The 25782-nt window shown below is 57.9% G+C and carries 12 protein-coding genes; 4 read left to right on the top strand and 8 right to left on the bottom strand.

Translation table 11 applies throughout. The annotated features are described in order from the left end of the window. Position 1: 1 nt before the first annotated feature. A complete protein-coding gene (locus tag ACROUL_RS05255) occupies positions 2-5509 on the top strand; it encodes a sacsin N-terminal ATP-binding-like domain-containing protein (RefSeq protein ID WP_431298468.1) in 5508 nt (1835 codons plus the stop codon). A 630-nt stretch (positions 5510-6139) separates the two neighbouring features. Here ACROUL_RS05255 and ACROUL_RS05250 read toward each other — a convergent pair. Further along, a complete protein-coding gene (locus ACROUL_RS05250) occupies positions 6140-6700 on the bottom strand; it encodes a hypothetical protein (RefSeq protein WP_431298467.1) in 561 nt (186 codons plus the stop codon). A 524-nt stretch (positions 6701-7224) separates the two neighbouring features. Continuing rightward, positions 7225-7944, bottom strand: coding sequence for a hypothetical protein (locus ACROUL_RS05245; RefSeq protein WP_431298466.1), 720 nt, complete (start codon positions 7942-7944; stop codon positions 7225-7227). Between the two features lie 92 nt (positions 7945-8036). Between ACROUL_RS05245 and ACROUL_RS05240 the strand changes: the two genes are divergently transcribed. Then, positions 8037-9035 carry a helix-turn-helix transcriptional regulator gene (locus ACROUL_RS05240; protein WP_431298465.1) on the top strand — a complete coding sequence of 333 codons (999 nt, stop codon included), beginning with the start codon at positions 8037-8039 and terminating at the stop codon, positions 9033-9035. Between the two features lie 2 nt (positions 9036-9037). Here the strand turns inward: ACROUL_RS05240 and ACROUL_RS05235 are convergent, their stop codons facing one another. Further along, entirely contained in the window at positions 9038-11062 is a 2025-nt protein-coding gene (locus tag ACROUL_RS05235) for a VIT domain-containing protein (RefSeq protein WP_431298464.1), read from the bottom strand. Positions 11063-11065: 3 nt separating this feature from the next. Then, positions 11066-11422, bottom strand: coding sequence for a MerR family transcriptional regulator (locus ACROUL_RS05230; protein WP_431298463.1), 357 nt, complete (start codon positions 11420-11422; stop codon positions 11066-11068). 186 nt (positions 11423-11608) lie between these two features. On the opposite strand from ACROUL_RS05230, the gene ACROUL_RS05225 reads away from it, so the two are divergent. Then, a complete protein-coding gene (locus ACROUL_RS05225) occupies positions 11609-12745 on the top strand; it encodes a metallophosphoesterase family protein (RefSeq protein ID WP_431298462.1) in 1137 nt (378 codons plus the stop codon). Beyond that, positions 12742-15354, top strand: a complete 2613-nt coding sequence (locus tag ACROUL_RS05220) for an AAA family ATPase (RefSeq protein WP_431298461.1) — start codon at positions 12742-12744, stop codon at positions 15352-15354. Before ACROUL_RS05225 ends, ACROUL_RS05220 begins: the two co-directional genes overlap by 4 nt. Positions 15355-15491: 137 nt before the next feature. On the opposite strand, the gene brxL is transcribed toward ACROUL_RS05220, so the two are convergent. The 4 genes from brxL to pglX are packed head-to-tail and all read right to left on the bottom strand — an operon-like array spanning position 15492 to position 25781. Further along, positions 15492-17567 (bottom strand): BREX system Lon protease-like protein BrxL, encoded by a 2076-nt coding sequence (gene brxL / locus ACROUL_RS05215; protein WP_431298460.1) that lies wholly within the window; start codon positions 17565-17567, stop codon positions 15492-15494. Then, positions 17564-20092, bottom strand: a complete 2529-nt coding sequence (locus ACROUL_RS05210) for a PglZ domain-containing protein (RefSeq protein WP_431298459.1) — start codon at positions 20090-20092, stop codon at positions 17564-17566. Before ACROUL_RS05210 ends, brxL begins: the two co-directional genes overlap by 4 nt. Continuing rightward, positions 20089-21897, bottom strand: a complete 1809-nt coding sequence (locus ACROUL_RS05205) for a DUF262 domain-containing protein (protein ID WP_431298458.1) — start codon at positions 21895-21897, stop codon at positions 20089-20091. Before ACROUL_RS05205 ends, ACROUL_RS05210 begins: the two co-directional genes overlap by 4 nt. After that, the gene (pglX, locus tag ACROUL_RS05200; protein WP_431298457.1) at positions 21894-25781 is read right to left on the bottom strand and encodes a BREX-1 system adenine-specific DNA-methyltransferase PglX; all 3888 of its coding nucleotides are present in this window, start codon (positions 25779-25781) and stop codon (positions 21894-21896) included. Before pglX ends, ACROUL_RS05205 begins: the two co-directional genes overlap by 4 nt. Position 25782 lies beyond the last annotated feature (1 nt).

The raw sequence follows: 25782 nt of genomic DNA, 5'->3' as shown, positions 1-25782 counted from the left end.
GATGGACGCTGAAACGGGCTTGCCAGACCTTGATCTGGCGACCAGCCACCCGCACGACTTTGTCGATGAACATGCGGCCAGGAAGATCAGGGCGTTCAGGGGAACCATAGACGAACGCGGGGACTATCTTGATGAAGTCTATAAGAGTAACGCCAGTCTCGCGACCAATATCGCGTCCGACTACCGCGACCGCTTCGTTATCGAGCTGATTCAGAACGCCTATGATGCCCATCCCACAGGGACGCGGGACGGCCGGATCGAAATCATCCTCGACATGCGCGAAGGCCGGAACGGCACGCTTTTCGTCGCCAACAAGGGGCGCCCTTTTGTAGAGGGAAACGTCAAGGATCTGTGCGACATCGGATTGTCGCGAAAGCCGCTTGGAGAGTCGATCGGGAACAAGGGGCTGGGCTTTCGCAGCGTCGTGCAAATCACGGACATTCCAAGCATCTATTCGCAATCTGACATCTTTCCCGCCGCAGATCGCTTTTCAGGATTTTGCTTTAGGTTTGCGGCGTCAGGCGACTATGCCGCGCTGATCGACGATTCTCGGCACCTTCAGCTTGCAAGACGAGATCTCCCACCTTTCCACATTCCGGTCTGGCTAGACAAGCAGACAGAGGCCGTTCGCGGTTTCGCCAAGGATGGCTTTTCGACCGTCATCGAGCTTCCGCTGCGCGATGAGGTCGCGGCCGAATCCGTTCGGCGGCAGTTCATTGACTTGCGCAATCAGACGGTCCCGATGCTGCTCTTTCTTGACCGCGCTGCGTCGCTTGAGGTGCGTATCGTGACCGAAGCCGGAGACATTGAAACAGCGCTGACCCTTACCCGATCGGAGGATGCCTTCAAAGCGGCCGACATGGAATTTGCGCGCGTTGACCTGGGAGACGCGGGCGTATTCCTCGTCACGCGCCGCCGTGTGGCCGAGGTCAAGATGAAAGAGGCCATCGGGAAAGCCATCGCCGGCAAGGAGTTGAATGAACACTGGGAGCGCTGGGAGGGCGACGGCGATGTCGCGCTTGCCGTGCGGCTCGATGCGGTGGTCCAATCGCCCCGGCTCTTCACCTTCTTGCCAATGGGCGAGCAAGCCGAGGCACCTTTCCCCGGGCACCTTCATGGCAGTTTCTTCCCCTCCTCGAATCGCAAGCACCTGAACGCCCGAATTCGATTGAATGCCCTCTTGCTAGAAGAAGCGACGTCCCTTGCTGCCGATGCCATCCATCACCTGGTCGCCGCTCCTTCGGCCAAAATTGTCGATTGGCTCAGCGCGAGGGAGCGCGCAGCGGCCGTCGTGGATTTGTTGTGCTGGGCTCAGGTGGGAAGTCTTGAGACAGACGAGGACTTTCCGGCAGACCTAGCCTGCCGCCTTGCCGAGCGGTTTGGAGTGGAGGCGTTCGAGAATGTGCCTCTAGTGCCTTGTCAGCCGGTCGGCGCAAAGCGAGATCAGCCGACCTGGCATCCGCCGGCGGTAGCGCGGCGATGGCCTGAGGGACTCAAGGTGTTTTCGGCCGCCGTGGCGACAGATTTCGCCGACCTGACCACGATCCGGCCGATCTGGGACGAATTGGGTGGAAGGCTGGAGCGGCTTGACCGTTACCTTGTCCGCTATGCGCGCGGCTATGCCGGGCCCCCACAAGCCACGGAACGCGCTTATTTCGCAAGCCTAGTTGCCGCGAGAACAAAGTCATCGCGGCGCGCCTTCCCGGAGCAGTGGTTGGTTTATTTTACCGAGCTTCCCGATTTCATGGGCAATGACGGAAGGCACCTGGCGGGTTTGTTCGTGCTTCTTGGTGACGATGGCGAACTTCATGCGGCAATGCCGTCCGAATCTGGCCAAGGCAATGCTACCCCGACGCCCCGGCGCGGCCGCCCCGCCCAAGCTGCTGTGTTCTCTCCGCCGGACCGACGCAGGGTGGACATGGAGGATGACCTCGACGTCGAACCGCCCAAGAGCTTGTCTGACCGCTTCGCGTTTCTCTCTCCGAATTTGCCGTGGCACGGCGAACTTGCGACAGCGCGCAGCTACCTTGAGCAGCACAGGCTTGTCGAGGAGTTCGACCGCGAAGCGGTCTTGGCGCATCTTTCGCGGAGCCTTCAAACAGAGCGCAACAAGGAAGTCCTGAAAGGAGGGTTGCGATGGGCCTTCCAACTATGGCGTCAACCAAGGGCTCGGGGCCGAGCTTTCCGAATGCAGCCCCAGCACCGGTTCCGTGTCCCGACATTGGAGGGATCTTATATCCCGGCTAACGAGGCCATTTTCTCTGCAGGCTGGCCGAAGGAGACCGCTGGCGAACTGCTTCAGGCATTTCTCGACGCGGCCCCGCCAGGGCTGCGCGATGTTGAGAGCTTGGCTTCACGCCGTATAGCCGCTCCTGATCATGCGGCCTTCCGTGGTCGCTGGATCGAGGACTGGGCCCAGTTCCTGGCCGAACTTGGCGTCGCGGCAGGATTGAAACCGGAAACGCGGATCTCTCGGAAAACAAAGTTCGCCGCCCACGAGATAGAAAGTTTCTCGTTCCTAGAAAGCTACGCAATCCCAGTCAGTTTTGCGCAAACTTGGCGCGCATCGATCGCCGCTCGAGACCCCTCCCGACTTCGCCTTCCGTCCATGACCACCTATGATGTCAACGGAGAGATGTCCTGGCTTCCAGGGCAAGCAGATATCGAGGCCTTCTCACCTAAATGTGCGTCTCACTACGCGGCCCTAGTCCTGCGGTGGCTTTCACTGACTTCGAACCTCCCGCCCGACATTGAGATCCACCACCATTACAGCCGATGGGCCGATCGTCGGGATTGGCCATCCCCGGTCGCGGCTTTCCTTCAAGCCGCATCGTGGTTTCCGGTCGAGGATCCCGGGCCGGCAGGCGGAGCGCCGGTAATGGTGCGGGCAACCGACGTATGGATGTTCGATTCCTCGGGCGATCGCTTCGTGCCCTACCTGCGCCGCCCAGAATCGTCGATCCGTCGGCGCCTGGAGGGCGCGTCCGAAGCGTTGGTCCAAAACCTCAGGGTTCATACGGGACTTAATATCTTCAACGATCCCGATGTCTTGCCCGCGCAATTGGAGTTTTTGGTGCAGCAATATGCCAGTGAGGGCTTTGACAGGCATTTCGAACGCCACTTACTGAACCTCTATAATCGAACCTGGCTGCTTCTTGCCAACCAAGAGCAGGGTATCGACCCGAAGCTAGCCCCGTCGCGGATACTCGCTAGGAGGGCCACGGCCATCCAACTCGTCCATATGTCAGCGCAAGCGCCCATGGGCGACGAGGTCATATATGTGCGCGACACCGAGAGGGAAGGGGATGTCGGCCTTCTCGAGGCAAGCGGACAGGCATTCTTCGATCTAAAGGAGGCAAAGCCCCACCGGATCGGTGATCTGTTCGAAATGCTCTACGGTGACAGGGTGCGGCGGTTATCCAAGGTCAGCTTTGCGCTGCTTGCGGACGGCCAGAAGGTCGAGGAAGGCGACATGACGCCGATCCTGACGATCTGTCCGCCGCTGCGCGCCATGGTGGCAGTCACCATGGAGGCCTTGAGCGGCACCGAGGCACAAGCTCTGCCCTCGGATCGGTCCCTAGTTCTAGCTCGACTTGAGCGATTGAAAGCCCGGAAGGCCGAGAAACTTGGCTTCAACATCGACGGTATCGAAGTTTCCGCAGACCAGGACACTCCGGCATTTCACTTTAAGCTCCAGAACGGAGAGGCGCTCGTCGTGGTGGGTTGGTCCGGGCATTGGTCCTGGGAGATTGTGGACCGCTGCATGCCGGCTGTGGCCGAGGCCTTAGGCCATCGATCCTTGACCTCCCATCTGAGGCTGCTGGTGGCGCATCTTAGAAACGTTGATCTACTCACCGCAACGGAGCATTCTTTAGACGATCTCGATCGTTTCGCGAATATTCTGCAGTTGTCTCGGGCTTCGGCGGCCGCAGCGCTTTCGACGCTGAGTGCCGGGCTAGAGCGTCAATCTCCGTGGATAAGGGCCGTTCTTCACCTCGTAGCGGGGCCAAGAGCCCTTAGTATCTTCGACGAAGAAGGGGGCGAGGTTTTCAAGGACGCGCAAGGTCTTGAACTGTCCCTCGCAAAACTGCTGACGGAAACACCGATTACTGCGCATGAGGTCATCGCCTTGTGCCGGACCGCACTGGGGCCCCGCGACTTCAGGGAAGGCCTCGGACTTGGTTTTTCTGACTTCAATGCAAGCTTGATTTCACTCGGCCTGGATCCCGAGACATACCCCGATGCGCACAAGTCCCGCCTTGAAAACTTCATTCGCTTGAAGGAGATCGAAATAACCGATTGCCTGCGTTCGGCTTTCGCAGCGCAGTTAGAAAAAAGGGAACCAGTAGAAGGCTACGCTGATTTGAGAGCACGCTTTAGAAGCCTGCTCCCCGACCCTGCATGGTTGCTGGAGTTTGAAGAGCCACCCGAAACTGCGCTCGAAGCCCTCGTGAGCGCGTGGCTGGTACAGAATCGGGCGCCGCCCCTTGGCGGGGCAGGCAAGAATTTTTCACCCCTTTCCGATGTCCGAAAACACAATAACAAAATCCTGCAGGACTTTGCACAGAAGGCGGGACCAATCCTTCGCGCGTGGTGCGCAAAGAACGACCCGAACAGATCAATACCCAGCTTCTTTGCCGGGGACAGCGCCGTTACTCTTCGCAAACGCTTCGATGATATTGGCGTTCTAGACTTCAAGCCGCTAGACGATAGTGCGATACAAGACTGGCTGTTTGCGCTTGAGCTTTGGCCAACGGGTATGGCTTTATCACTAGACCTACCGGAGCTAGGGCTTTCGGAGGCGGAGTTATCTACTGAAAACCTGCGAGAGCGTGAAGCCAGAGACGCGCAGAAGCGAGAGACAAGGTCTGTTCCGTTCAACGGTCGTCTCATCGATCCAGTAAATGTGGACCTTCTTGCTATTTCTGAAGAACTCAGTCGCGCACTCTCGTCAAAGACTTTGGGGAAATCGCTTGCGGCGACTACAGACCTTGCAGACGCAAGAGGGCGGCCACCGAATCCAAAGACTAAGGAAGCAGGGGATCGGCCATCCAACAGTCGCAGAGCGCGTTTGCCGGAGGAAAAGACGGACCTGATCGGCCGCTTAGGCGAGTTAACAGTTTACCACTGGCTTCGGAAGACCTTGCCCAATCAAGATATCGATGCTGCATGGCTATCAGAAAATGGTGAATTCATCACTGGCCGTAAGGGGCGAGACGGCTTGGGATACGATTTCGAGGTGAGCTATCGTAATCAGATCTGGCGTATAGAGGTAAAGGCAAGCTTGAATGACCCTCAGTCATTTGAGATGGGTGAAACTGAGGTTGCTGCGGCGCGGATGGCAGCAAGATCTCGGAGCGGGGTTCAGTACAAGATTGCTTACATAAGTCATGTATCGGAGCCGACCAAGACTACAATTGAGATGATTCCTAATCCAATGAGCGATGAGGGCGCGCGCGTGCTTGAATTACGCGGTGAGGGGATTCGGTACAGCTTCAGGCGATATTAATCTCGACTCTGCACGGCACTAACATGACAACTCAGACCTAGGGAGGGTTGGACGGCAGTCCCTTTTCCTCCGCCACTTGCCCCAGAGAACCTGTACTGCCCATCCGGCTGCAGCCGTATTTGTCCGTTGTTTTCGAAGCCTATGCGGGATGAGCTGAGCACTGGCATCGGTGCCAGGAGGGTTGGAAAAGGTATCCTTGAGACTGCATTCTATGCACGTGATGAGGACGCTGGTTTGGTAAATAGGTTGTAAACGCTTGCGCAGAATACATTCTTCAAACGCGTGGACTCAACACTTCGATATCAAGGGCGTATCTCCGGACGATACACAAATCGAACATTCGCCAAGTTCGTCCCGGCGCAAGAAGTGTGACTTCGAAAATATGCAAAGGGCGGAGAGTCGCCCGTGGATGTGCTGCATTGCATCGGAAGAAGCTTGCGATGGCGGTCGTTCTTTATCTCTTCTAGAGCAAGAGGAGAGCGCAAAAGAGACTGGCACACATCGAAGCTGCTGATCGGCTCGGACCCGAACAACTTCCACCGAGGCGTAAGTTGGAATAGGGATCTCCATTCCAGAGAGCAGCCCCATTCGGGGAATTTTTGGTTGCAGCCCTACCGCTAAGTTCACAGCTCATAGCCTGATGGAGAAAATTGGCTCTGCTATTCTCAGCTGATCACAGTCAACAGAAATAGCGCCATACCCCGAAAGGTTGACCACTCTCTCCATGAACAACGCTTTATTTATCGATGGCGGGAAATACATTGAGGTGCGAACATAAAAATCCTCGGTTGAAGCCGGCAGGATTTCCGAATTCTGATGAATCACTGCCAAAATTCTTGCGTCGATCTCATCAAACACGTGAACGACGCCTCGAACCAATGCCCCAAGAATCGTCATCGCTGTGAGAGTGGAACTCATGTAGCTCGCAGGGATTGCTCCACCCACAAAAAATAACTTTCTCCAAGAAACAACCAAATTGGCCGGCTTAATACTTGCTGCACCAAGTCGATCATTTTTGATAATGAGCTCCATATATTTTTCCCCAGATGTTCGTGCTGGGCTTCTGGGAGCGCCTGAATCAAATGAGTCCGCACACTTAATAAGGTGCCGCAGGCCTTCTTCTATCTCAACTTGTGAAAAAAAGTTCAGTATGAGCCCAGTATCAGCGGGAGGGTCTTCTTCTTTTTCCATGCCTTAGTGTTCCGTTTCTTGGCGACACACACTAAAGCACTTCGCCTAAGGAACCAAAAAGAGCAAGTGAAGTTTTGCTCTTGCGTGCAAGTGTGATGATTCGACAAGGTGACCGAGAACCGTTTCAATACCCGATTCAATGTCGGATCAGTTACCTTCCTGCCATCCAAGATCGCCTCGACAATATACGGTACGAGCGCCGTAAGGCGTAGAACACTGGTCATGCAGGAGGGTGCGATCCCTTCGCTCTGGGCCAGTTAGGCGATCGAAGCAAACTCCCCACACTCCAGCGTCTTCTTCCAGCGGAAGGCCCGGACCAGCACCTTGACCAACGTGTTGTCCGCTTTTGGGCCAGACCGGACGCAGTCGGTAATTTGGAAGACCTTTCCCTCTGTCAATTTCCGGCCGCTAAATCGTCTAGAAGATCGGCCCAAGATCTCCTCTAGATCTTTTGCTCATGTGGCCGAGGTCGCGCCTGAAGGCTCCGACGTCCCCCCCCCACAAACAGCACAGATACATCTGCGTCACTTTGCCATCAGTAGCCCATGGTCGCCACAGCATCTCAGCCATACCGTTGGTCGCATTTGGTCCATGCTCAGAAATGTTCGCGCAGAAAAAAACGGAACGACATCTGGTCCGGCGGACGTGAGGCCCCAGTCTTCTTCCAACCCTGCAGCATCAACGCTCCCGGCCCAGACGCCCGATGCGATCGCCGGAACGAAGTGATCGCCATCTTCCTGAAAATCCTGACCGCGCTTGATGGCACGCAGGATCTGCAGTGCCTCGCTGTCCACCCAAGTCAGTAGCGGGCGATCCGTGACAACATCGCTGCGCTCGACCAACCGTTCCAGCGCGTGCAGACAAAAGCTGGCGCGCGAGATCCGGTATGTTGCAACCCCCCAGCTGCAACGAATTTCCATTCGCGTGTAGACGATCGCTGCTTCCGTAAAGACCTCCCGGGCCTCAACCTGGGTGCGGACCTGCCGGACATTGCGGACGAAAGCGATGACCCCTGCGCCATCTGAGGTGAGCGCAACCCGTACGACACCAATCTGCCCCTGAACCCGAACCGCAAGTCGTTGCAGCGACTTAAGGTTCGGACGAACCGCGGCAGCCAGCGCAACGATCCTCGGTAGATCGGCCTCCGTGGCCTCGGCATGCCGCATGGCCTGCCGTGCTAGCCCGCGCTTTAACGAGCATCGGATGGAGGCCTTGGTGGCAAAATCACTGTGCTGGATCTGCATCGAAGAGTCCTTTCCTGCGCGGCCAATGGGAAGTTTTCGTCTCAAATGCAGATTACTTGGTATGGGTGGCAGAAGCTGTCATGAGGCTTAATATGTCCTTTACCAAAGCTGCCGACCTCCTCAGGCTCGCCGAAATGGCAGTCTCCAGATACTCCGGCGTGGGCCTCGCTCAAATCGAAGAGGAGTTCGGCGTGGACCGCCGCACTGCGCAGCGCATGACGAAAGTGCTCGAAGACATCTTTCCCAATTGCACCACGGTCCTCGACGAAGACCGCCGCAAGTTCTGGCGACTTGATGGCAATGCGGCCAGATTGATGCTGGCGCAGGGCATCCGGGATAGCGAACTTGCGGCGCTTGAAATCAGCATCCGTCGGGCGGAACGCGATGGCGGAACCAATGAAGTGCGAGCGCTGAAGGCCTTGCGTGACAGACTGCTTGGCAGCATGGCCCGGCCGCATGCACGACGCGCCGAAAGCGACGCCGAAGCGGTGCTGGAAGCCTACGGCTTTGCCTCGCGTCCGGGGCCAAGAGTACGAACCGAAGCGTCGGTGCTCGACACCGTCGCTGCCGCATTGAAGGGACCGCACCTTCTGACGATCATCTATGCGGGTGGCAGCAAGCCAGGTGGCTCCGAGCGAACCGTCGAGCCTTACGGCATGCTTCTTGGAACGCGTCGGTATCTCGTGGCGAAACTCAAGGGCGGAAATGGGCGCTTGCAGCACTTCCGCCTAGACCGCATCACCGAGGCTCGGCTGGAGGCGAGTTCCTTCGTGCGCGATCCCGACTTCAACCTCGAAGCGCACGCTGCCCGCGCCTTTGGCAGCTACCACGCAGAGGATGAATTTTCCGAGGTCATCTGGCGCTTTTCACCTGAGGCCGCCCCTGTCGCCCGCGAGTTCATCTTTCACCCTTTGCAGGAGGTCACCGACGAGGACGACGGTAGCACAACCGTGCGTTTCCACGCCTCGGGTCATCTAGAAATGGCTTGGCATCTCTACCTTTGGGGAGATGCGGTCGAGGTCATCGCCCCCGACCGCCTGCGCCAAATGGTGTCTGGTTTCCAGCGCAGAGACTTCCCAGCCCTGCCGTAAGTTCAGCCTGCGCCAACCAGTCGTACCAAGCGCAGGTGCTGCCAATCACCAGGCGAGCTGTCTCTAAACGCTCGCCGCACATATCGATCGCCCGTACGGCCCCCGATCAGATCGGCGATCAGGGCAAGCGCCACGACCTCGACCGGCAACTTGGTCTTTAACGCAAAGGCGGAAACTGGATCGAGATCGATGAGAGCGTCGACCAGCGCCCTTTGCTTGTCGTCAAGTCCGTCGAAACTGAGTGCCAGGAAGTCATCGCCAAGCTGGTCCCATTTTAGAGTGGCGAAGCGGCGGCGCATATCTTCGAGCGAGAATGGCGGTGCTTTGGTTACGTCAGTCGAGCCAAGTCCAGAGAGTTCGTACATTGCCCCGCCACTTGCTCTGGCCTGCCGGCGCAACTGTGCATGCCCGACGTGGGGGGGCGCATATCTTGAGAACATTGCAGTTGGCCGAGCGCTCGTAGCAAAGCCGCCGATTTGTTCACTCATCTCCATCAAGGGAACTTTGCGCATTTGTGCCATCCCTTCGACAGTTTCACCAGCTTCGTCCACAAGAACCAGGCTGGTCCGATGGCTACAGAGCCCATGTGCGCGCGCCCACTGCTCACCGGACTCTCTCGGCAGCAAGGGCTGCGCCAGCGCGGCCGCAAAGCGGCCAATCGCATCGGCACCGCGCAACTCGCTTGTCTCGGACCAAAGAACCTTGATTTCAATTCCGCTCCGCAAGGCCACCAATCGTTCTGGCATGCCCTCCTGAACGCTTCCCTCGGTCGCCCTGCCCGCCCGGCGGAGTGTGGCAAACGCCTGCACCAGTGCTGCTGCCACATCGTCGCCCGGCGCGTAGAAGACCTGACCGCCCGTCATGGCGCAAAGCTGCCCGATGTTTGCGTCGAGGCTGCCCGCCCCGACAAGGATCGCGCTGATCCGAGCGTTGGACCCTGCAAGCTCGTCGACGGTATGGGCCCACGTTTGACCATCGGTCAGTACTAGAATGTCCTGAGCACCTGACCGCAAAACTTCGCGCATCGCGCCGCCAAGCTCGGTTCCACCGGAAGGACCCTCAAGCCGCGTGGCGAGTTCAGCGGCGGACGGACCTGTCGCCTCCCCCAGAGGCTTGCAGCGGCTCTCGAACTGCCAGAGCGCGATCCTGTCCGACGTCCGCAGCCGCCCAAGCTCCATGCGTAGCCCATCGCGGATCGCCTCCCACACTGTCAACCCACGTGGTCCATCTGCTCTCGCGCTCGTCGAGCCGGAATGATCGACGAGAACAGCAAGGTCCAAGCCCCCCGACCCGCCCGTCAGCGGCTTCAGATCGAGATGAACCTGCCGGCCGTCCGCCGCCACGCCCTGATGCTTGCCAAACGAGCCGCCCTGCAGCTCGATCTCGATTGCAGCATCCAGCGTCACCTGCAGAGGACCGACCAAGGGACGCCCGCCCAACACCACCCGTCCCGCATCTACCGTCACAGACAATGCGGCGCAAAACGAAACATGCGAGCTCGTCACTAGATCATCGACCGGGGAAAAGGGCGACGCGCCGTAGAGCTGCCCCACCGTCACCGGAATGCGCAGGAACGGACCGGAAGCTCCAAGCGACAGCGGCGCCACTGTCTCGACTTCGACCGAGACTTCCTTGCCGGGGGCCAGATTGCCGATGGACAGCGCGTGGACGCCGCGCAGAACCTCCTCATGCAGTACGGCCAGCTTGCCACTGTCCAGCGCCGCCTCGTAATCATCCCGCGCCTCTGCCTTAGGCTTGGCAACGGCCACCAGCTTGCGCCCGTCCACAGTTGCGCTCAGCCCTGTCACCACGGCATCAAATCCCACCGGCATGGTCAGGATTGCTTCGATCGGCCGATTCTCGATGTTCCGGAAGCAGCGGAGTGTGCGGATCGTAGCCAGACCCGCAACGATCTCGACTGCAATGGTCGTCTCAACCAGCGGCACTGGTACGTGCCGGCCATCGTCAAAGATGGTCAACCCGTCGTGTATCGTGTGAAGCGCATGGCCGAATGCCGTGATGTTCATTCCCTATCCTTTTGCAACATAGGCCCGCAGCGCCGCCTCGACCGCGCCCAGTACCGTTTCAATGTCAATCGCCTCCGGGGCAACTCCAGGATCCACACGCAACTCGACGCCGCCTGACTGAAGGATCGGAACGGCATCGTCGAACGCCATCAGCACCTTGATCGAGCCGGGCTTCATTCCCATTCGGTGCAGCGCCAGATAACGTTGGCCGTTCAGAACATGTGTCCCGTCATAGCCATCCGCCGCACGTCCGGTCTTGGCCGCCGGGGGCAAAATGCCCTCAGCGATCAGGAAACGGATCTGTCGCGCCGGCACACCAAGTTGTTCGGCAAGCTCATTCAAAGTCATGTCGCGCTCCAACGTGACATACAATGTGTCGCGTTATTTGATCTGTCAAGAGAACGTGACAAAATATTTGTCTTGATCGCCCAGCCCGTGCAAGAGCTAAGTAAGCGACGGGCGCGACAGATTCTGGCACCCCCCTGCATTACTTACTGACCACGGGCCGAGTCGCCCTGTGCCGCATTCATTTTTTAGGAGGCGACCTTGCTGCCCTTCCGCTTCATTCACTCCGCCGACCTCCACCTCGGCCGCCGTTTTGGCGGTTACCCAGAGGACCTGCGCGGCCGCCTTATCGAGGCGCGCCACGAAATCCTTGCGCGTCTTGCCGACGCCGCACGCAGTTTCGAGGCCGGTCACATCCTGCTTGCTGGTGATGTGTTCGACAGCGAAACCCCGACCGATCCGGTCTGGCGTCAGGCGCTGGCGGCTATGGGCTCCGACCCCGCGCTGCATTGGTGGCTGATTCCCGGAAATCACGACAGCCTTGCAGCAGAAGCGCTCTGGTCGCGGTTCAGCGCCCAGTCGCCGGCCAACGTGCACCTGCTTGACGACGTTGAGCCCGTCGAGATCGAAGAGGGTGTCTACCTCCTCCCAGCCCCCCTACCCCGTCGCTATCCGGGACGGGACCTGACGGCCCACCTGCCCGGTTGCGAAACAGACCCGCGCGCCTTGCGGATCGGTCTTGCCCACGGCGCGGTGCAGGATTTCTCCGAGGAAGGCTCGCGCGCAGAGGAGATCATCCCACCGGACCGGGCGAAGACAGCGCGTCTCGATTATCTCGCCCTCGGCGATTGGCACGGCCATGTCAGAGTGGGCGACCGCACCTGGTATCCCGGCACGCCCGAGCGCGACGCCTTCACCCATGAGGGCCGCGGCACTTGCATCGGCGTCACGCTTGCAGCACCCGGCGACCTGCCGCAGGTGGAGACCTTGCCGACCGGGCGCTTCCACTGGAGCGAGGAAGTACTTCCCTTGACCCCCGGCCAAAGCGCCGCCGCAGCCCTCAACGCGCTCTTGCCAACCGACCGCGCTTCACGCCGTGATCACCTGATGCGCGTTCGAGCCTCGGGTCGCGCAACGCTCGCAGAGCAGGCCGCCCTGTTAGAGGCCGCAACAGCCGTCGAGGCAGACTTTGCCTTCTTCTCTGTCGACCGTTCGGCCCTTGCGACCGAGATCGAAGCCGCCGACCTCGACGACATCGACCGTGGTGGTGCGCTGCGCCTTGCTGCGGACCGACTGAAAGAGCGGGCGGAGAACGACGCCCTCGCCAGCGACACCCGCCGAACCGCGGCGGCGGCGCTCAACCGTCTTTATGGCTACCTGCGTGAGGACCGGGCATGAAACTGATCTCCATCGAACTCAGTGACATTCGCCGCTTCATCCAGCCCGTTCGCATTGACGGGATAGGACCCGGCCTCAACGTGCTTTGCGCGCCGAACGAGTTTGGCAAATCCACCCTCTTCGACGCATTGCAGGCGTTGTTCTTCCAGCCCCATCGCTCCAAGTCGAAGGAGATCATGGCGCTGCGCCCGCATGTCGGCGGTTCTCCGTGCATCACACTCGAAGTGGATCTGCCCGAAGGCCGCCACATGCTCACCAAGCGCTGGCTGGGCAAGCCGCAGGCCACCGTTCACCGCGGCGCCACCTTGATCGCGCAAGCCGACGAAGCGGAGGCTTTCATCTCCAAACTGGTGCAGTCTGGCGGTGAAGGCGGTCCATCCGGCCTCCTTTGGGTGCGTCAGGGATTGACCCGGCTTGAAGGCGACGGCGACAGCGCAAAGGACCGTGAAGCCGCAAAGACCGCACGCCGCAACCTGATGACCTCGGTCGCAGGCGAAGTCGAAGCGCTGACCGGGGGACGCCGAATGGACCGCGCCATTGCCAGAACGCGCGACGACCTGGCGAAGTATCTCAGCCCTACTGGGAAGGCGGCAAAGGACAAACCCCTGTCGCAAGCGGAGATCGCGGTGGAGGAACTCACCCTAAAGAAGGCCTCTCTCGAAGCGACCGCGGGCCGGCTGATTGCCGCGCTTGCCAAGCGACGGGAGGTTATCAAATCGCTTGCTGACCTGACCGCCCGTGACGCAGTCGAGGCGCGGCAGCAACGGCTTGACGAGGCGACCCGTCGCTTCGAGGAAGCCAAGCGCCATGCCGACGCCCTCGCCTCCTCCGCGGCACACCTGCGCAGCGCCGAGCTTGCGCAAAAGACCTTGGCAGAACGCCTTTCCGCACTGCACCGCGCACAGGCAGACCAGGCCCGCGCGGCCTTAGCCCTCGCCGCAGCGCAAACCGCCGCGGGCGTCGCGAAAGCTGCCGCGGAAACAGCCGACGCCGCCTTCTCCCCCTGCGCTGCCGCGCTGACTGCTGCCCGTATCGCCAAAGGCGATGCCGACGCTCTGCTGTCCGAAGCGCACCGCGCCGAGGCCACCAAGGCCGCTGCAGTCCGCCGCACCGAACTTGCCGGCCGATTGGAACAAGCCAAAACGCTGTCGGCACAACGCGTGCCCCTTGCCAAGGCGGCCGCATCGGGGCCCGAGGCGAAGGACATCGCGCCGCTCCAGTCCCTCGCGCAGGAAGCCGACGTGCAGCGCGCCCTTCGCAACCGTAGCGCACCGCGCGTCACCTTCCACCACAGCGGCGCAATGCGCGTGACCAGCGAAGGCAAGCCGGTTCCCGACACTCCAATGGCGATCCTCTCCGACACCCGTTTCGACATGCCCGGCCTCGGTCACTTCACCCTCGCACCAGGCGCGGGAAAAGACAGCAGCGCGCTCGACACGGCCGAAGCCGCCCTTTCCGCCGCACTGTCGCGCCTAGCCGTGCCGGACCTCGCCACAGCGCAGGCTCAGGCCGCTGCGCGGGCCGAGGCCATCTCAGCCCTGCGCCACCTCGACACCGCGCTGAAATCGCTCGCCCCACAGGGGCTCGCTGCCCTTGAAGCCGAGCTTGATGCCCTGCCAGAAGACCTCGCCCCGCGCGCAGGCGTGCCCACCGTCGCCGAGGCGCAGCTGGCGGCCGGGACAGCAACAAGCGTGCTGAACGACGCGCAAGCGGCACACGACCTAGCACGCGCCGAGGCAGAGCGGCTGCGTCAGGCCGAGGTGCGCGCCACGGTCAAAGCAGAGGGGCTGGCGGCCGCGTTGGTTCAGACCGATGCCACTCTTGCCACCTTCGGGACCGACCCCGAACTGACGATCCTGCCGGAACTGGCAAAGGCATCCGATGCGCTCATTGCAGCCCGAAGCGGGCATGCAAGCCTTGCCGAGGCCGCGCCTGACCGCTCGGCGGCAGAAGCAACCTTGGCTCGTGCCCGTTCGGTCGTCGAAAGCGCAACCGCCGAAATCCAGCGGCTCCAGAACGAGCGCGCATCGCTTGACACGGAGATCAACATTCACTCAGGCGAAGGCGTGATGGAGGAACTGGCCGACATCACGGCCCGCCTATTAGCTGCCGAGGAAACCCTTTCGCACATTCGGTTCGAGGTGGCCGTGCTGCAGGAGCTGGCCACTGCCCTAGCGACCGCACGCGACGAGGCTCGTGACCGTTACTTCGAGCCGGTTCTCACCGAGCTTCGACCGCTGTTGCGCCTTCTTTGGCCCGGCGCCGAACTACGCTTCGACGGAGAAACTCTGCTTCCGACTGCCCTTGTCCGCGATGGGCTTGAGGAACCGCTTTCGATCCTTTCAGGCGGAACACAGGAACAGATCGCCCTCCTCGTTCGCCTCGCATTCGCGCGCCTTCTCGCGGCGCGTGGACACCACGCCCCAATCATCTTCGATGACGCGCTCGTCTATACAGACGACGACCGGATCGAGAAGATGTTCGACGCGCTTCACGCGCAAGCGGCGGACCAGCAGATCATCGTGCTGAGCTGCCGCCAGCGGGCGTTCCGGGATTTGGGTGGTGCAGCGCTGACGATGACCAAGCCAGCATCGCTGCTCGACACCTGACGTATCTCTGCGGGATCATCGAGACCATCCTGAACTCATGTGTTCGGTTCCGTCTCTAGACGCTCTAATTTCCATCGCAGAGGGGTACCCAATGTCCTTTTGCCGATTAGAAGCAGATCGCCCATACCCTCGTGTGCTTACCCGAGCTTGAATATATCTACCTTCGTCTCGAGGCATTTGCGCAAGCTCAAATCATGCGCACCGATCTCAAACCAACTGCTCGGACGCTGATAAAAATCCAAGCCGCGCCCAATTTTAATTGTCCAACCATTATCAAGACGAATTTCGCGGTCGTGCATATTGGGGTTAAGGCTAACCTCTAGAACAACATCTACTTCCAGCAAACTCTGCTTTAAATCGTCAAGCCGTTCCTGAATCTCAACCAACTGTGTTTTGTCATCATACCCTGTAACCAAATCGATCTTCTTTATGGTGCCGGATCTTATGACAGTCTCGCAAAACCGAACGAAGTTGTGTATTTGATGCTGATGACGAATGTAGGGGTCCTCAATTACGACAGCGCGCGCGCCCTGAAGGTACGGCCCAATGATCGACTCGTAACTGTGACCACTATCCCCATACATAATTGTGAAATGCTGCTCACGATCAGCAGGCAAATTCGGCGCTTCTGCAGGTTCCGGCGATGCGACTGAAGCTTTTGCTTCGTCTACTGCCACCGGCACTTCTGCATGTTGAAAGCCTAAGGCATTTGATCCGCTCAATTTCCTCCGCGTCGGCTGCTGTGTAGCGTCAACCCCCTTCGACTCTGGGCAATAGACGATGACCTCTTTTCCGTCAGAGGCGATGTAGGAGAGATTAATCAATGCAAATTCATCATCAGGCTTCCGCTTATTCATCTGCTCCTTGACGCGGCGTCGATACTCAATCGCAAAAGCCACATACTCTTCAAATTCGTCATCACTCGGCGGACCACTCGGATGTAGAATTTTCAGGAAAGCCGATAGAGTTTTCTTAATACCCTTTTCATCGCGCCCCTCGACGGCCTTCCCAAGGCGCACACGGCGGCCGACTTCTTCGTATCGGTTCGTGTGCTTAAACTGATAATGAAACGCTTCTGCAAGGTAGTCAGTAATAAATCCATATCTGCTCGTCAGAAAAGCGCTGCTATTCTTCGGCATCTCCCAACCCGGAATGTAGGCTGCAAAACGGTCCATTATCGCCAAATCGAGTTCTGGTGGGAGCGGCTGGAAGAGATCGTATACTGGAGAATTTACGACCTGGCTCACCGATAGGTCGATATTACCTACAAAACTGAGGCTTGCATCGGCAATAACTTCTGCGCCACGCGAAAATCGACCATTCGCCATAAAGTCCTTCATAATCTGGATCGTATCCGGATCGCGGACCTTAATCCCGCCCACTTCATCAAACGCAACGGTATCCCAAAAGCCGACGAGACCCACTTTCCGGCGAGCATTGTTGTAGAAGAGCGTCGCCTTTGTTGCTTGCCCGCCTGAAATGAGGGTCGCATACGGAGAAAATTCACTGAAGAAATACGACTTTCCCGTCCCCCGAGGGCCGAGCTCTATGTAATTATAGTTCGGCTCAACAAGCGGCGCGAGGCGTGCCACATAATGCATTTTAATCCGTTTAGAAAGCTTCGAAGGCTCCAGCCCAACCGATCTCATGATAACGTCGAGCCATTCATCGCGAGTAAAGCTGTTGCGTCCTTCCGTATACTGCGCGAAATCGAAGCGTGACAGTTGGATCGGCCGTAGGTCTTCTATGTAGAAGGCGTAGTCGTCGTCCTCGATCTCATTATGTGAGAGCGTCACTTCCGCCCAAATTCCACCCTCAAGAAGTCTCTCATTGTCGCGATAGAACTTTTCTCCAATCGCGATGCGCTGCGAGTTGAAGTTCTCTAGGGAGGCCCAATGCCTCTTTTCTTTCTCTACATATCGCACGTGCACCTTATCTATGAAGCGGTGCTTTCCTTTCGTCGCCACCTTCGACTGAGCGGCGTTTGCTTCGTCCGGCCTCACATAGTTGTCTTGCAGAGTTGCGAGGACAGCCTCCATGCCGGCGTCCATTTCAGCCTGATCGTCGCTCGCACAGTAGCGAGCTAAGAGGAACTCGAGCACGAACGTTGGTACGTTCGTCCCCTTCTTGATCCGATGGAGGAGATCCTTCCGAACGACCTTTCCATCGAAGGTCGATGTTAAGTGCCGGTCGAGTTCATCCATGTCTTTCATACGGTGTAATCCGTCTCAAGCTGAAGGGCGCTGAGGATTGCCAGAGTGGTTGGGTTCAGGACTCTTATGGTGAATTTCCCCTCGAAGTCAGGATCCATCCGCAGGGCAATCTGCTTTCGCTGGCCCGCGGTCAGAGTGACTGTGCGTGTTGCAGGGTTAACATCCCCACCCCCTCTTGGCTCGCCGACCACATTCCCCTTCGCGTCTTGGGCTTCGATCAATACTTCGATCGCCTCCCCCTGAGCAAACATGTCGTCAGACAATAAGCCGATTTCGACAACGGGAACTCTCGTCGTGATGCGTTTTGCGCCGCTCTTGTAAGTGAGCTCCACCGTCGTTCTGGCAGCGCCCACAGGTTCCTTTTTGTCGAGCCGCGCAACCAGTACCGGGACGACGGCCTCCGATAGGGAGGCTCCCCCATGAAAGTAAAGGTGACCTGCTCGGTAGGGGGCCATACTCTTTGGCAGAGCGACTTGCGGGTAGTTTCCTCTTATGCCGAGTTTTTCGGAGTTGATGACAACGCTATGGGCGTCAGCGTTTCCACTTCCTAGAAGGGCTCGATCATGTGCGTTCTGCAACCAATTGCCCTGCGGCTTGATGCAAACATCACCGGCGCCAGCGTGACCGTTGAGAAAGAAGCCGTGATCCGTAGCTATTACGGCTTCTGTAAAACCCATCCCTCTAAGCTTGTGAAGTGCGACGCGAATAAGTTTCAGAGTGCCAGGGATCAGACCAAGTGTCGTCTCAGGGTTGCTCTCAAGTTGGCTGTCAATCTCAGTTGAACGGAGGACGAGAAGATTGACTGTTGAGGTGATCCTTGGCGTCCCTCGAACGAAATCGCTCAAAGGCATTTCCTGAAAGCGATCCCCAAGTCGCTTGCGGAAGACATCCATTCTCTGAGTCACGTTGCCAACGCTCACGTCGCCCAGTTTCGGGACCATAACGTCGCCTTCGAGCGTGAGTGACAACTGTGTGCGAGCGCCAGGGAGCAGGCTTGCCATGCCAACAAGGGTTATTGTCGGCAATTGTGCGTAGGCAGCGTGAAGCTCAACTGGCCCATCTTCAGAAAGCTGCTTTTCCAGCGTAACGCCGAGCTCATAGCGTAGGGCGTCGACCAGCAAGTAAGCAACTTTTCGGCCGTCTTCCTTCAGCCGCTCTGAAAGAATCCGGTCATAGACATCTGCGTTCGCCAGTCTTCCTTCAGGCGGCCAACCGGCACTCTCTATGTGCCTGACAAAGATCGCCTGGACCTTTTCTGACAGGCGACTGTATCGAGATCTCGCTTGGTCAATAACCTCCTGCATAATGCTGTGGTGGTCGAGAAACTCACCGACCGCCTGCTCGAATTCGCGCTGCAGTCTGTCCGCCTCCCTCAAGCTTCCGAGATAGAAATCGATCAGTCCTTCCTGCGATCGGGCCTGCTCCAGTAGCTCTCGCTCGTTGTCGTCGCAGCATTCAATAAGCGCGAGGCCCGATCTGATCAGTTCCCACTGCGCCTGGCTCTCACCCTTGCGGAGCCAAACGGAGTTCTTGTGACGGCTGATTATGCTGCGCGTCACGTCCGTTTCATTGGCGGAGATGCCTTTGATCGCCGCCTTGAGGAAAGTGCGCTCTTCAAAAGGAAAGGTGTCGCGTTCGCCTAGGTCATCGATGTCAATGCACTGTTCAGGAAGTGCAAGTTCAACTTCGATTGCCTCCGCCCGTTCGATATAGAGGTCCCTGGTGGCTGGATTGGCGCGCAACTGATCGCATACATCTTCGATGATCGGCTTCGCTTCGATCGGTGAGCTAGGGACCCCTTTGAGGGCCTCTGGCAGGGAAACTGGGAGATCAAAAACAAACTCGCTGAAAAGGACAAACCGCCACAGTTCGTCGGCGATGGATGTCCACGACTTCCCACGGGTCTTGACGGCCATCCCCAAAGTTGAGCGGAGAAACTCACGGGCTTCGTCGCTCCAACCGTCTTGCGCCTTCAAAGCGTCTGCTTGCCGAGAGCTCGGCGCCAGGAGAGCACTTAATATTTCTCGTCCAGACTCGACCCTCAATGCCGCCCTTAGCTGAGGCCAACTTGCTCCGCCCCCTATTGCGTCAATGACAGCAAAGGGAGGTCCGTTTGGGGAGCCCGCGAAGACTCGACGGATTTCCGTCGCATGGTCTGGCTTCGCTCTCAGACATAGGCTCAGATAGTCGTCACCGTCGTCCCGGGGAAAAACCGCCCCAATCTGCGCATATATTGAAAAGGGGTCGCCCTGCTTTTCTTCATCGGTTTCCGTGCGCTGCTGGGGCACATAGACCACCAACGCGTCAATCTCACGCTTCGCCTTGCCGACTTCACGCAGGGCCATGATCGCTTCCTGGCGGCTCTCGATACTGCTTTCAGAGGCGTCAATCACACGGACCCGGTCATCGCCAAGTCCTAAGCACAGGTCATGGTACCGGCGATCGGGGTCGTAGACGACCATGCAGCCCGCCTGCAGAAGGCGAGGGCGAAAGACGGTGTCACGGATGAAGGCGGCAATACTCATGGGTTTTCCCTTAGCCCAAGAATTGATTTGACCTCTTTGATCAATACTTCTGAACGCTCTAGGATCGCCGCTTCATTCCACTCAGAACGCTGTGCAAGAGAGGCATTCAGATACAGCCCATTCCTATAACCGATGAAGTCACCAGAATCGTTCTTTCTGTCACGTTTTCTTGAATATTCCATCGTGCCGAGTTTCGAATTGTACCCACTTAGAGTGAGATTTCCGAGATTATGTGCGCAGCGCTGTCTTATTGTATCGGAGGAGGCCTTCCCGTTTAATTCGAGCATCGTGACCCAGCCAGCCGCCAAGTTTTCGGTCTTTGGCAGAATGTGCTCTACCGTAAATACCGGCCGTCCGTGGGAGTCTTGGGCCCAAAGGTCGCGTTTCGTTTCTTTGGTCTGGTGGGCTTCTTCAAGCTTGCAGAGCACGAAGCGGGTTGCTTCATAGTTTTCGAGATACACATCCCCCGCCAGTCGTGCATCACAGATTTCCTGAGATGGCGCCCTTTCGAGGAGCCATGCCCGCGTTCGTTCTAAAAAATCAGGTAATCCACTAAACTTGCCGCTTCGCAGATCGACTAGAAGGTCGTTGACCAACTCCATAAACATTGGATCGAGATCACGCGTCGCCGGCGTGTCTGTCAGGTTTCTCCAAAAGAACCAGCGCGTCAAATATGCGGCCGTCTGCTGGAGAGCATGTCCTTCATCCCATGCCTGGCTTTGCGCGACCTGACTGACCCAGACAAGGAAGGCATAGGCAGGTGCAGCACCGAGACGATGGAGGTCTTGAAGTGCCAAGCTGGTGGCATCGCCCCATTTTTCCTTGGCATCGACTGGATTGATCAACGCGGAATAGGTTTTTGCTTTGTCCTGGAGTTGTTGAAACACCCAGACCGGGCGCCTGCGCAAGAGAGTGTCGTAGATGGTTATCAAGTTCGAGCGCGTCGCCCTTGAGCATCCTTTGACTTCAACCGACTTGAGGTATTTAAACATATTGTAGAGATGCCGAAGGAAGCGTTCCTGTGCGGCAGGTTCCGGCAGAAGGTCGATCAGATCCTTCCACTCCTCGAACGCTCGATCAATGCCGTATCCTTCGCGTTTGTCGAGCTCGGACAAGAGGTTGTTCTTGATGATGTCAATCGCAGACAGCGGAATGCCGCGATTGTTGATGGTCTCGAATAGAACGAATGCGTCAGAATGGCTTGGGACCTCAATTTTCACGAGGATCGCGGCCTTGAGCTTGTCCAGAAGTGCGACGGTTTGGGCGTCGCTAAGCGCGTCGAGGCGATCCGTGAAATAGGCATAAGCCTTCGCAATGCGTCGATTGCCGAAGTTCTTCAGGCCCTTTGGTGCGGACACTTGCTTGGGAAACAGATCGCTGAGGATCCGTTGAAAATCAGCCTTGTTTTGGGCCTGCTCACTCGGCTCAAAGCGCCAGGAGTTCGTCCCCTTAAGGAAGATCCGGTTCTTTAGATTCACCAACTCAACCGTCAGATCGTCATCAGGATCGGGATGGGTCTTCAGCTTTCTATAGAGCGCGCAAAATAGCAGGCTGATGGTCGTGAACCGCTGCTGTCCGTCGATCAACTCCAGCCGGCTTCCCGCCATCGAGTCCTTTTGGTTGTTGACGCAGATGATCGAGCCTAGGAAATGGCCGCTTGGAGCATCCTCGAGATCGTTGAACAGCGCCTCCCAGTTGTCGCTGCGCCAGACATACTCGCGCTGATACTTCGGGATGAAGAACTGCTGCGCACCGTCCGGATTGAAATAGTGGCTGACGGGATAGTCTTGGACGCTGCTGATCATTCACTGGCCTTTTTGCGGCCGCGGGCCTTTGTGGGTTTGGGTTCTGGCTCGACGTAGAGGTGTTCCAGATCATGCGCGATGGCGAGGGACTTGTCGGTCTCACACTTCTCGCGCACGCGGTCGGGCCAGTAGGCCATGGCGAGGTGGGCCCAGTCGTAGTCACCCTTTTCCAGCTGGGCCCAGGTGTCCTTCAGGATCTTCTGCCAGGGCTTGTGGCGGAACAACTGCCAGAGCGGGGCGGCGGTGATCTGGACGCCGTCATCATGGTTGGGGCGATAGGTCGGGGCGATGGCCAACAGGGTATCGCGCAGTTCGATCAGTTCGAGCTCGAGGGCCTGGAGGGCCTCAAAGTTCTTCTCGTCGTCGCGGGACCGGGCGCTGCCTTTCGTGCGCAGGGCGGCGACGTCCCGGTCGACTTGCTTCAGCTTCGGCTCGATGAAGTCGTTGACGGCCGTGAAGAGGGTCTGATCGGTCAGGCGGGGGTAGTAGAGCCAGAGCGTGTAGCTGCCCGAATTGGTTGAGATCGGCCAATAGATCGGGGCTACTCTGCGGCTTTGCGAGTATTTTCGCATGTGCGCTGCGAAAAACGCTGCTGGCTTTGAGTAGTACTCTCGAAGTGAGCTGAGGCGCAAGTTTCGACACAGCTCCTCCTCTGCGCCTGATGCGTCACCATCTTTCCAAAGCCCCTCGATCAGTGACGATACGAGGCCTGCAGCATCCAAAGGATGACCGGGATCATCGACCAATATTTCGCGCACTTTACATTCTTGATGACTCCTGCCGTGTTCATCATTGACCTGTTTCCCATACACAGCATTTGAAATATCAGATGCGCCGCTGCCGGGAGGCGTCAAATGTATCGCAAGAAATGGATCTTCAAGCGAGTCGAATGCAGGATTGTAGCTAGCTTGAAATTTCCAATGCCCAGTTGCGCATCCAAATAGCCAGTCGACAATGTCGCTTGCAACGCCCAACTTTGATACATCGATGTCAGAGAACTGATCCCTATCAATTTCAATGTCTGGTATTTCCGCTTCAATCACATCCCGAACTCGACTGTCGAAGTCAAAGCAGTCGTAAACTATTTCGTTAATCCGGGTCGATATGGCCGCCAGTTCACTCCGCGCAGTTGTGACCTTCTTTTCGGCCTTTGACACTAAGGATTTAACTGAGTCAATCCCTTGGAATCCATGTAACGCTAGAGGCAACGTGAACTCGACACGAGGTTCCACCCCACGATAGATGGTCCGTACTAAGTTAACCGCCCGAAGCGCGAGGGCGGACAACTCTGCTGTATGGTTTGAAAGCTGCGCGTTGGGAAAGGGAACCTTTCGTACGTAGCCAACCTGCCAATGCCGACTGGACGTAAAGCATTTCACATATAATTCTGCGGCCTTGCTGTTCATAATGGCAAGCATCGCTAGGGTTTGTTCTGTGGTTGTGGTAAAAATAGATGGGCTTCCGTTGTCAAACACGCAGCCTGCCGGAAGCACCCTTACATTCATTCCCTTTACCGTCACCAAGGGATACGTAAGTCCAGGCTTCATGTATTGATCGATCTCACGGAGTCTAACCGCTGAACCACCTGATAATAGAATATGCCGACCATCTCCCCGCCAATCGATGAGAAGATGTATATCGCCATAATATTTACTGTATTCACCACCTTTTGCATAAGGCGCCCACTTTTCTGTCGGATTTATACGCTCTGGTTTTACTTCCCAACGCAGCCTTAGATATTGGTCATTCCCAGAAGTAACAGCGCCAAGACGTATATCTGCAAATCTTGGGTAGACTTGCTCAGTGGATCTAAGATGATGCAGTATTTCTTGGCCGAGCCAATAGGGCATCGGGGCGCCTTCGATGGCGACGAATACGTCCTGATCAACCTCGAAGGCTCTTTCAGACGGATGCCCAATCCGCTTTAATTCAATCTCCGACTTCAGAGACTCAGTTTTGTTCTGATCAGAGTTTAGTCGAAAGAAAGTGCTTATGGTGTTCGTATGAGCCTCCGGCCCGAGCGTCATCGCGCATGTTTCAACCATTGCATCATCTAGGACGCCGAATCCAAGGTCGGCAATTTCGCCAACACGCTTCTTAGCAAAGAGATGTTCTGTTCTAAGTTTTTCAAAAGATGAAAAGAAGAGGAAGGTTCTTGACGTCAGGGACCCAATCATTCCTCCCATTTCAATTGCTCGTTCCAAGAAGCATCCAAAGAGATCATTCGGTTGACCTGAGTAAGCCACTTGCAAATAAGATCGCGCATTCTGAGATGTGTCGCCGTATGGTGGATTCATTACGACTACGTCAAACAATTCCCTGCAAAGGTCGATCATCCGTAGTCCTTGAAGCGCGTCCTCCGCAAACAGCCGCCCCTGATAGGTAGACCGCGCAGCACGCGCGAACTCGGTAAGTGCTTCGCGCAAGCGACCTTCAGCCTTTTGCCACCGCGCCATGTCCTCTTCGCGGAAGAGGTCGCCATGCTCGCCAAACACAGCACGCACGTGGACAGGCAATTCCTTTTCAACCTTTAGCAGCATCCCAAGCTCTGGCAGGTCCTTGAGCAGGAACAGTGTCTTCTCGAACAGCTCTGCATCCAGGGGATCGAGCTCTTCCATGAACCGCTTGCGCAGATCCACCTCGGCCGGGGGGGCAACGGCCGCCACCACATGTCCACGCCCCACCCGGGGCCGATCCTTGGCCTTCACGCCCGCCTGATGCCAGCCGCGCTGCGCCCGCAGCCACAGCGCCAGGGACGCGATCTGCGCCGCCCGTGGGTCGATATCGACGCCATAGATGTTGTGCTCGATGATCAGCCGCGGCACGTCGTGCAAGAACGCGTCCTGGTCTGCATAGGTCTGGCTGAGCGGTTTCAGATCACCGCTGCCGCCGGTCTCAGTATCCAGGCAACCGGGGCCATGGGTCTGCTCCCAGGCCCAGGCCTCGCGATAAATCTCAAGGAAAAGATCAAAGGCATAGAGCCCGAAATGCATCGACCCACAGGCCGGATCGAGCAGCTTGATCGTGCGCGGGTCGCGCAGGCGTTTGGCGGGTTCTGGCTTCTCGTCCGGTTTCACCAGCAGGTATTGGCAGCGGTCGCGCAGGCCGGTCTGCCCGCCCGTCCAGTTGAACCAGAGCCGCCCCAGCGTGTTGTCGACCAGGAACTCCACTACATAGCGCGGGGTGAAGAATTGGTTGCGCACCGCCAACTCGCGGCTGTTGCGCGGCGCCTGGGACGCATCGCGCATCGCTTTGCGTTCTTCCTTGGAGTTGAAGTATTGGTAGATCCAGCCGATCGTCTCATCCTCGGCCCAGAGCGGTTCGATCTCACCGTGATTGATGAGGGTGAGGACCTGGATGAGCGCGGCCTCACGCGGGAACAAACGGCCTTGGGGTGAGAAGCGGTCGAAGAGGCCGGGCAAGTCTTGGGACAGCTCGTCAAAGACGCTCTGGAGATAGACGCAATAGGCGTCGCCGGTTTCACCCAGGCCGGTGCCTGCCAGACGGGCGTAGAGCTGAAAACCCTTGGCCTGGTAGCCGTTGCCGACGGATTCCATGAGCAGCCCGCGGGCCTCGGCCATTCTGAGAGCCGCGAGGCGGTTCAGAATGGTGAAGGCCTGTTCGCGCACAATTCGGTCGAGCCCAGCCTTTGTGTCGGTGTCCGCACTGGCGCAGTAGTGGGCCAGTGTGTCGCGCAGGATCCGCGCCGTCTCGCGTTGCTGGTCGTTGATGTGGCGTAGGTTTTCGAGCGGGGATGCCGTGCCGGAAATCGGATCCAGCCCATAATCGTTCTGGAGCTGACGGGCGAATTCCTCTTCCAGCGTGCGGCGGGCGTCGGTGACGAAGCGTTGAAGGCGGTTGCGGGTGGACTGATCAAACGCCATC

It is taken from the genome of Tabrizicola sp. BL-A-41-H6 (genome assembly GCF_050632395.1).
Classification (GTDB): Bacteria; Pseudomonadota; Alphaproteobacteria; order Rhodobacterales; family Rhodobacteraceae; genus JAUYQR01.
This window is presented reverse-complemented; position numbering and strand designations above follow the sequence as displayed.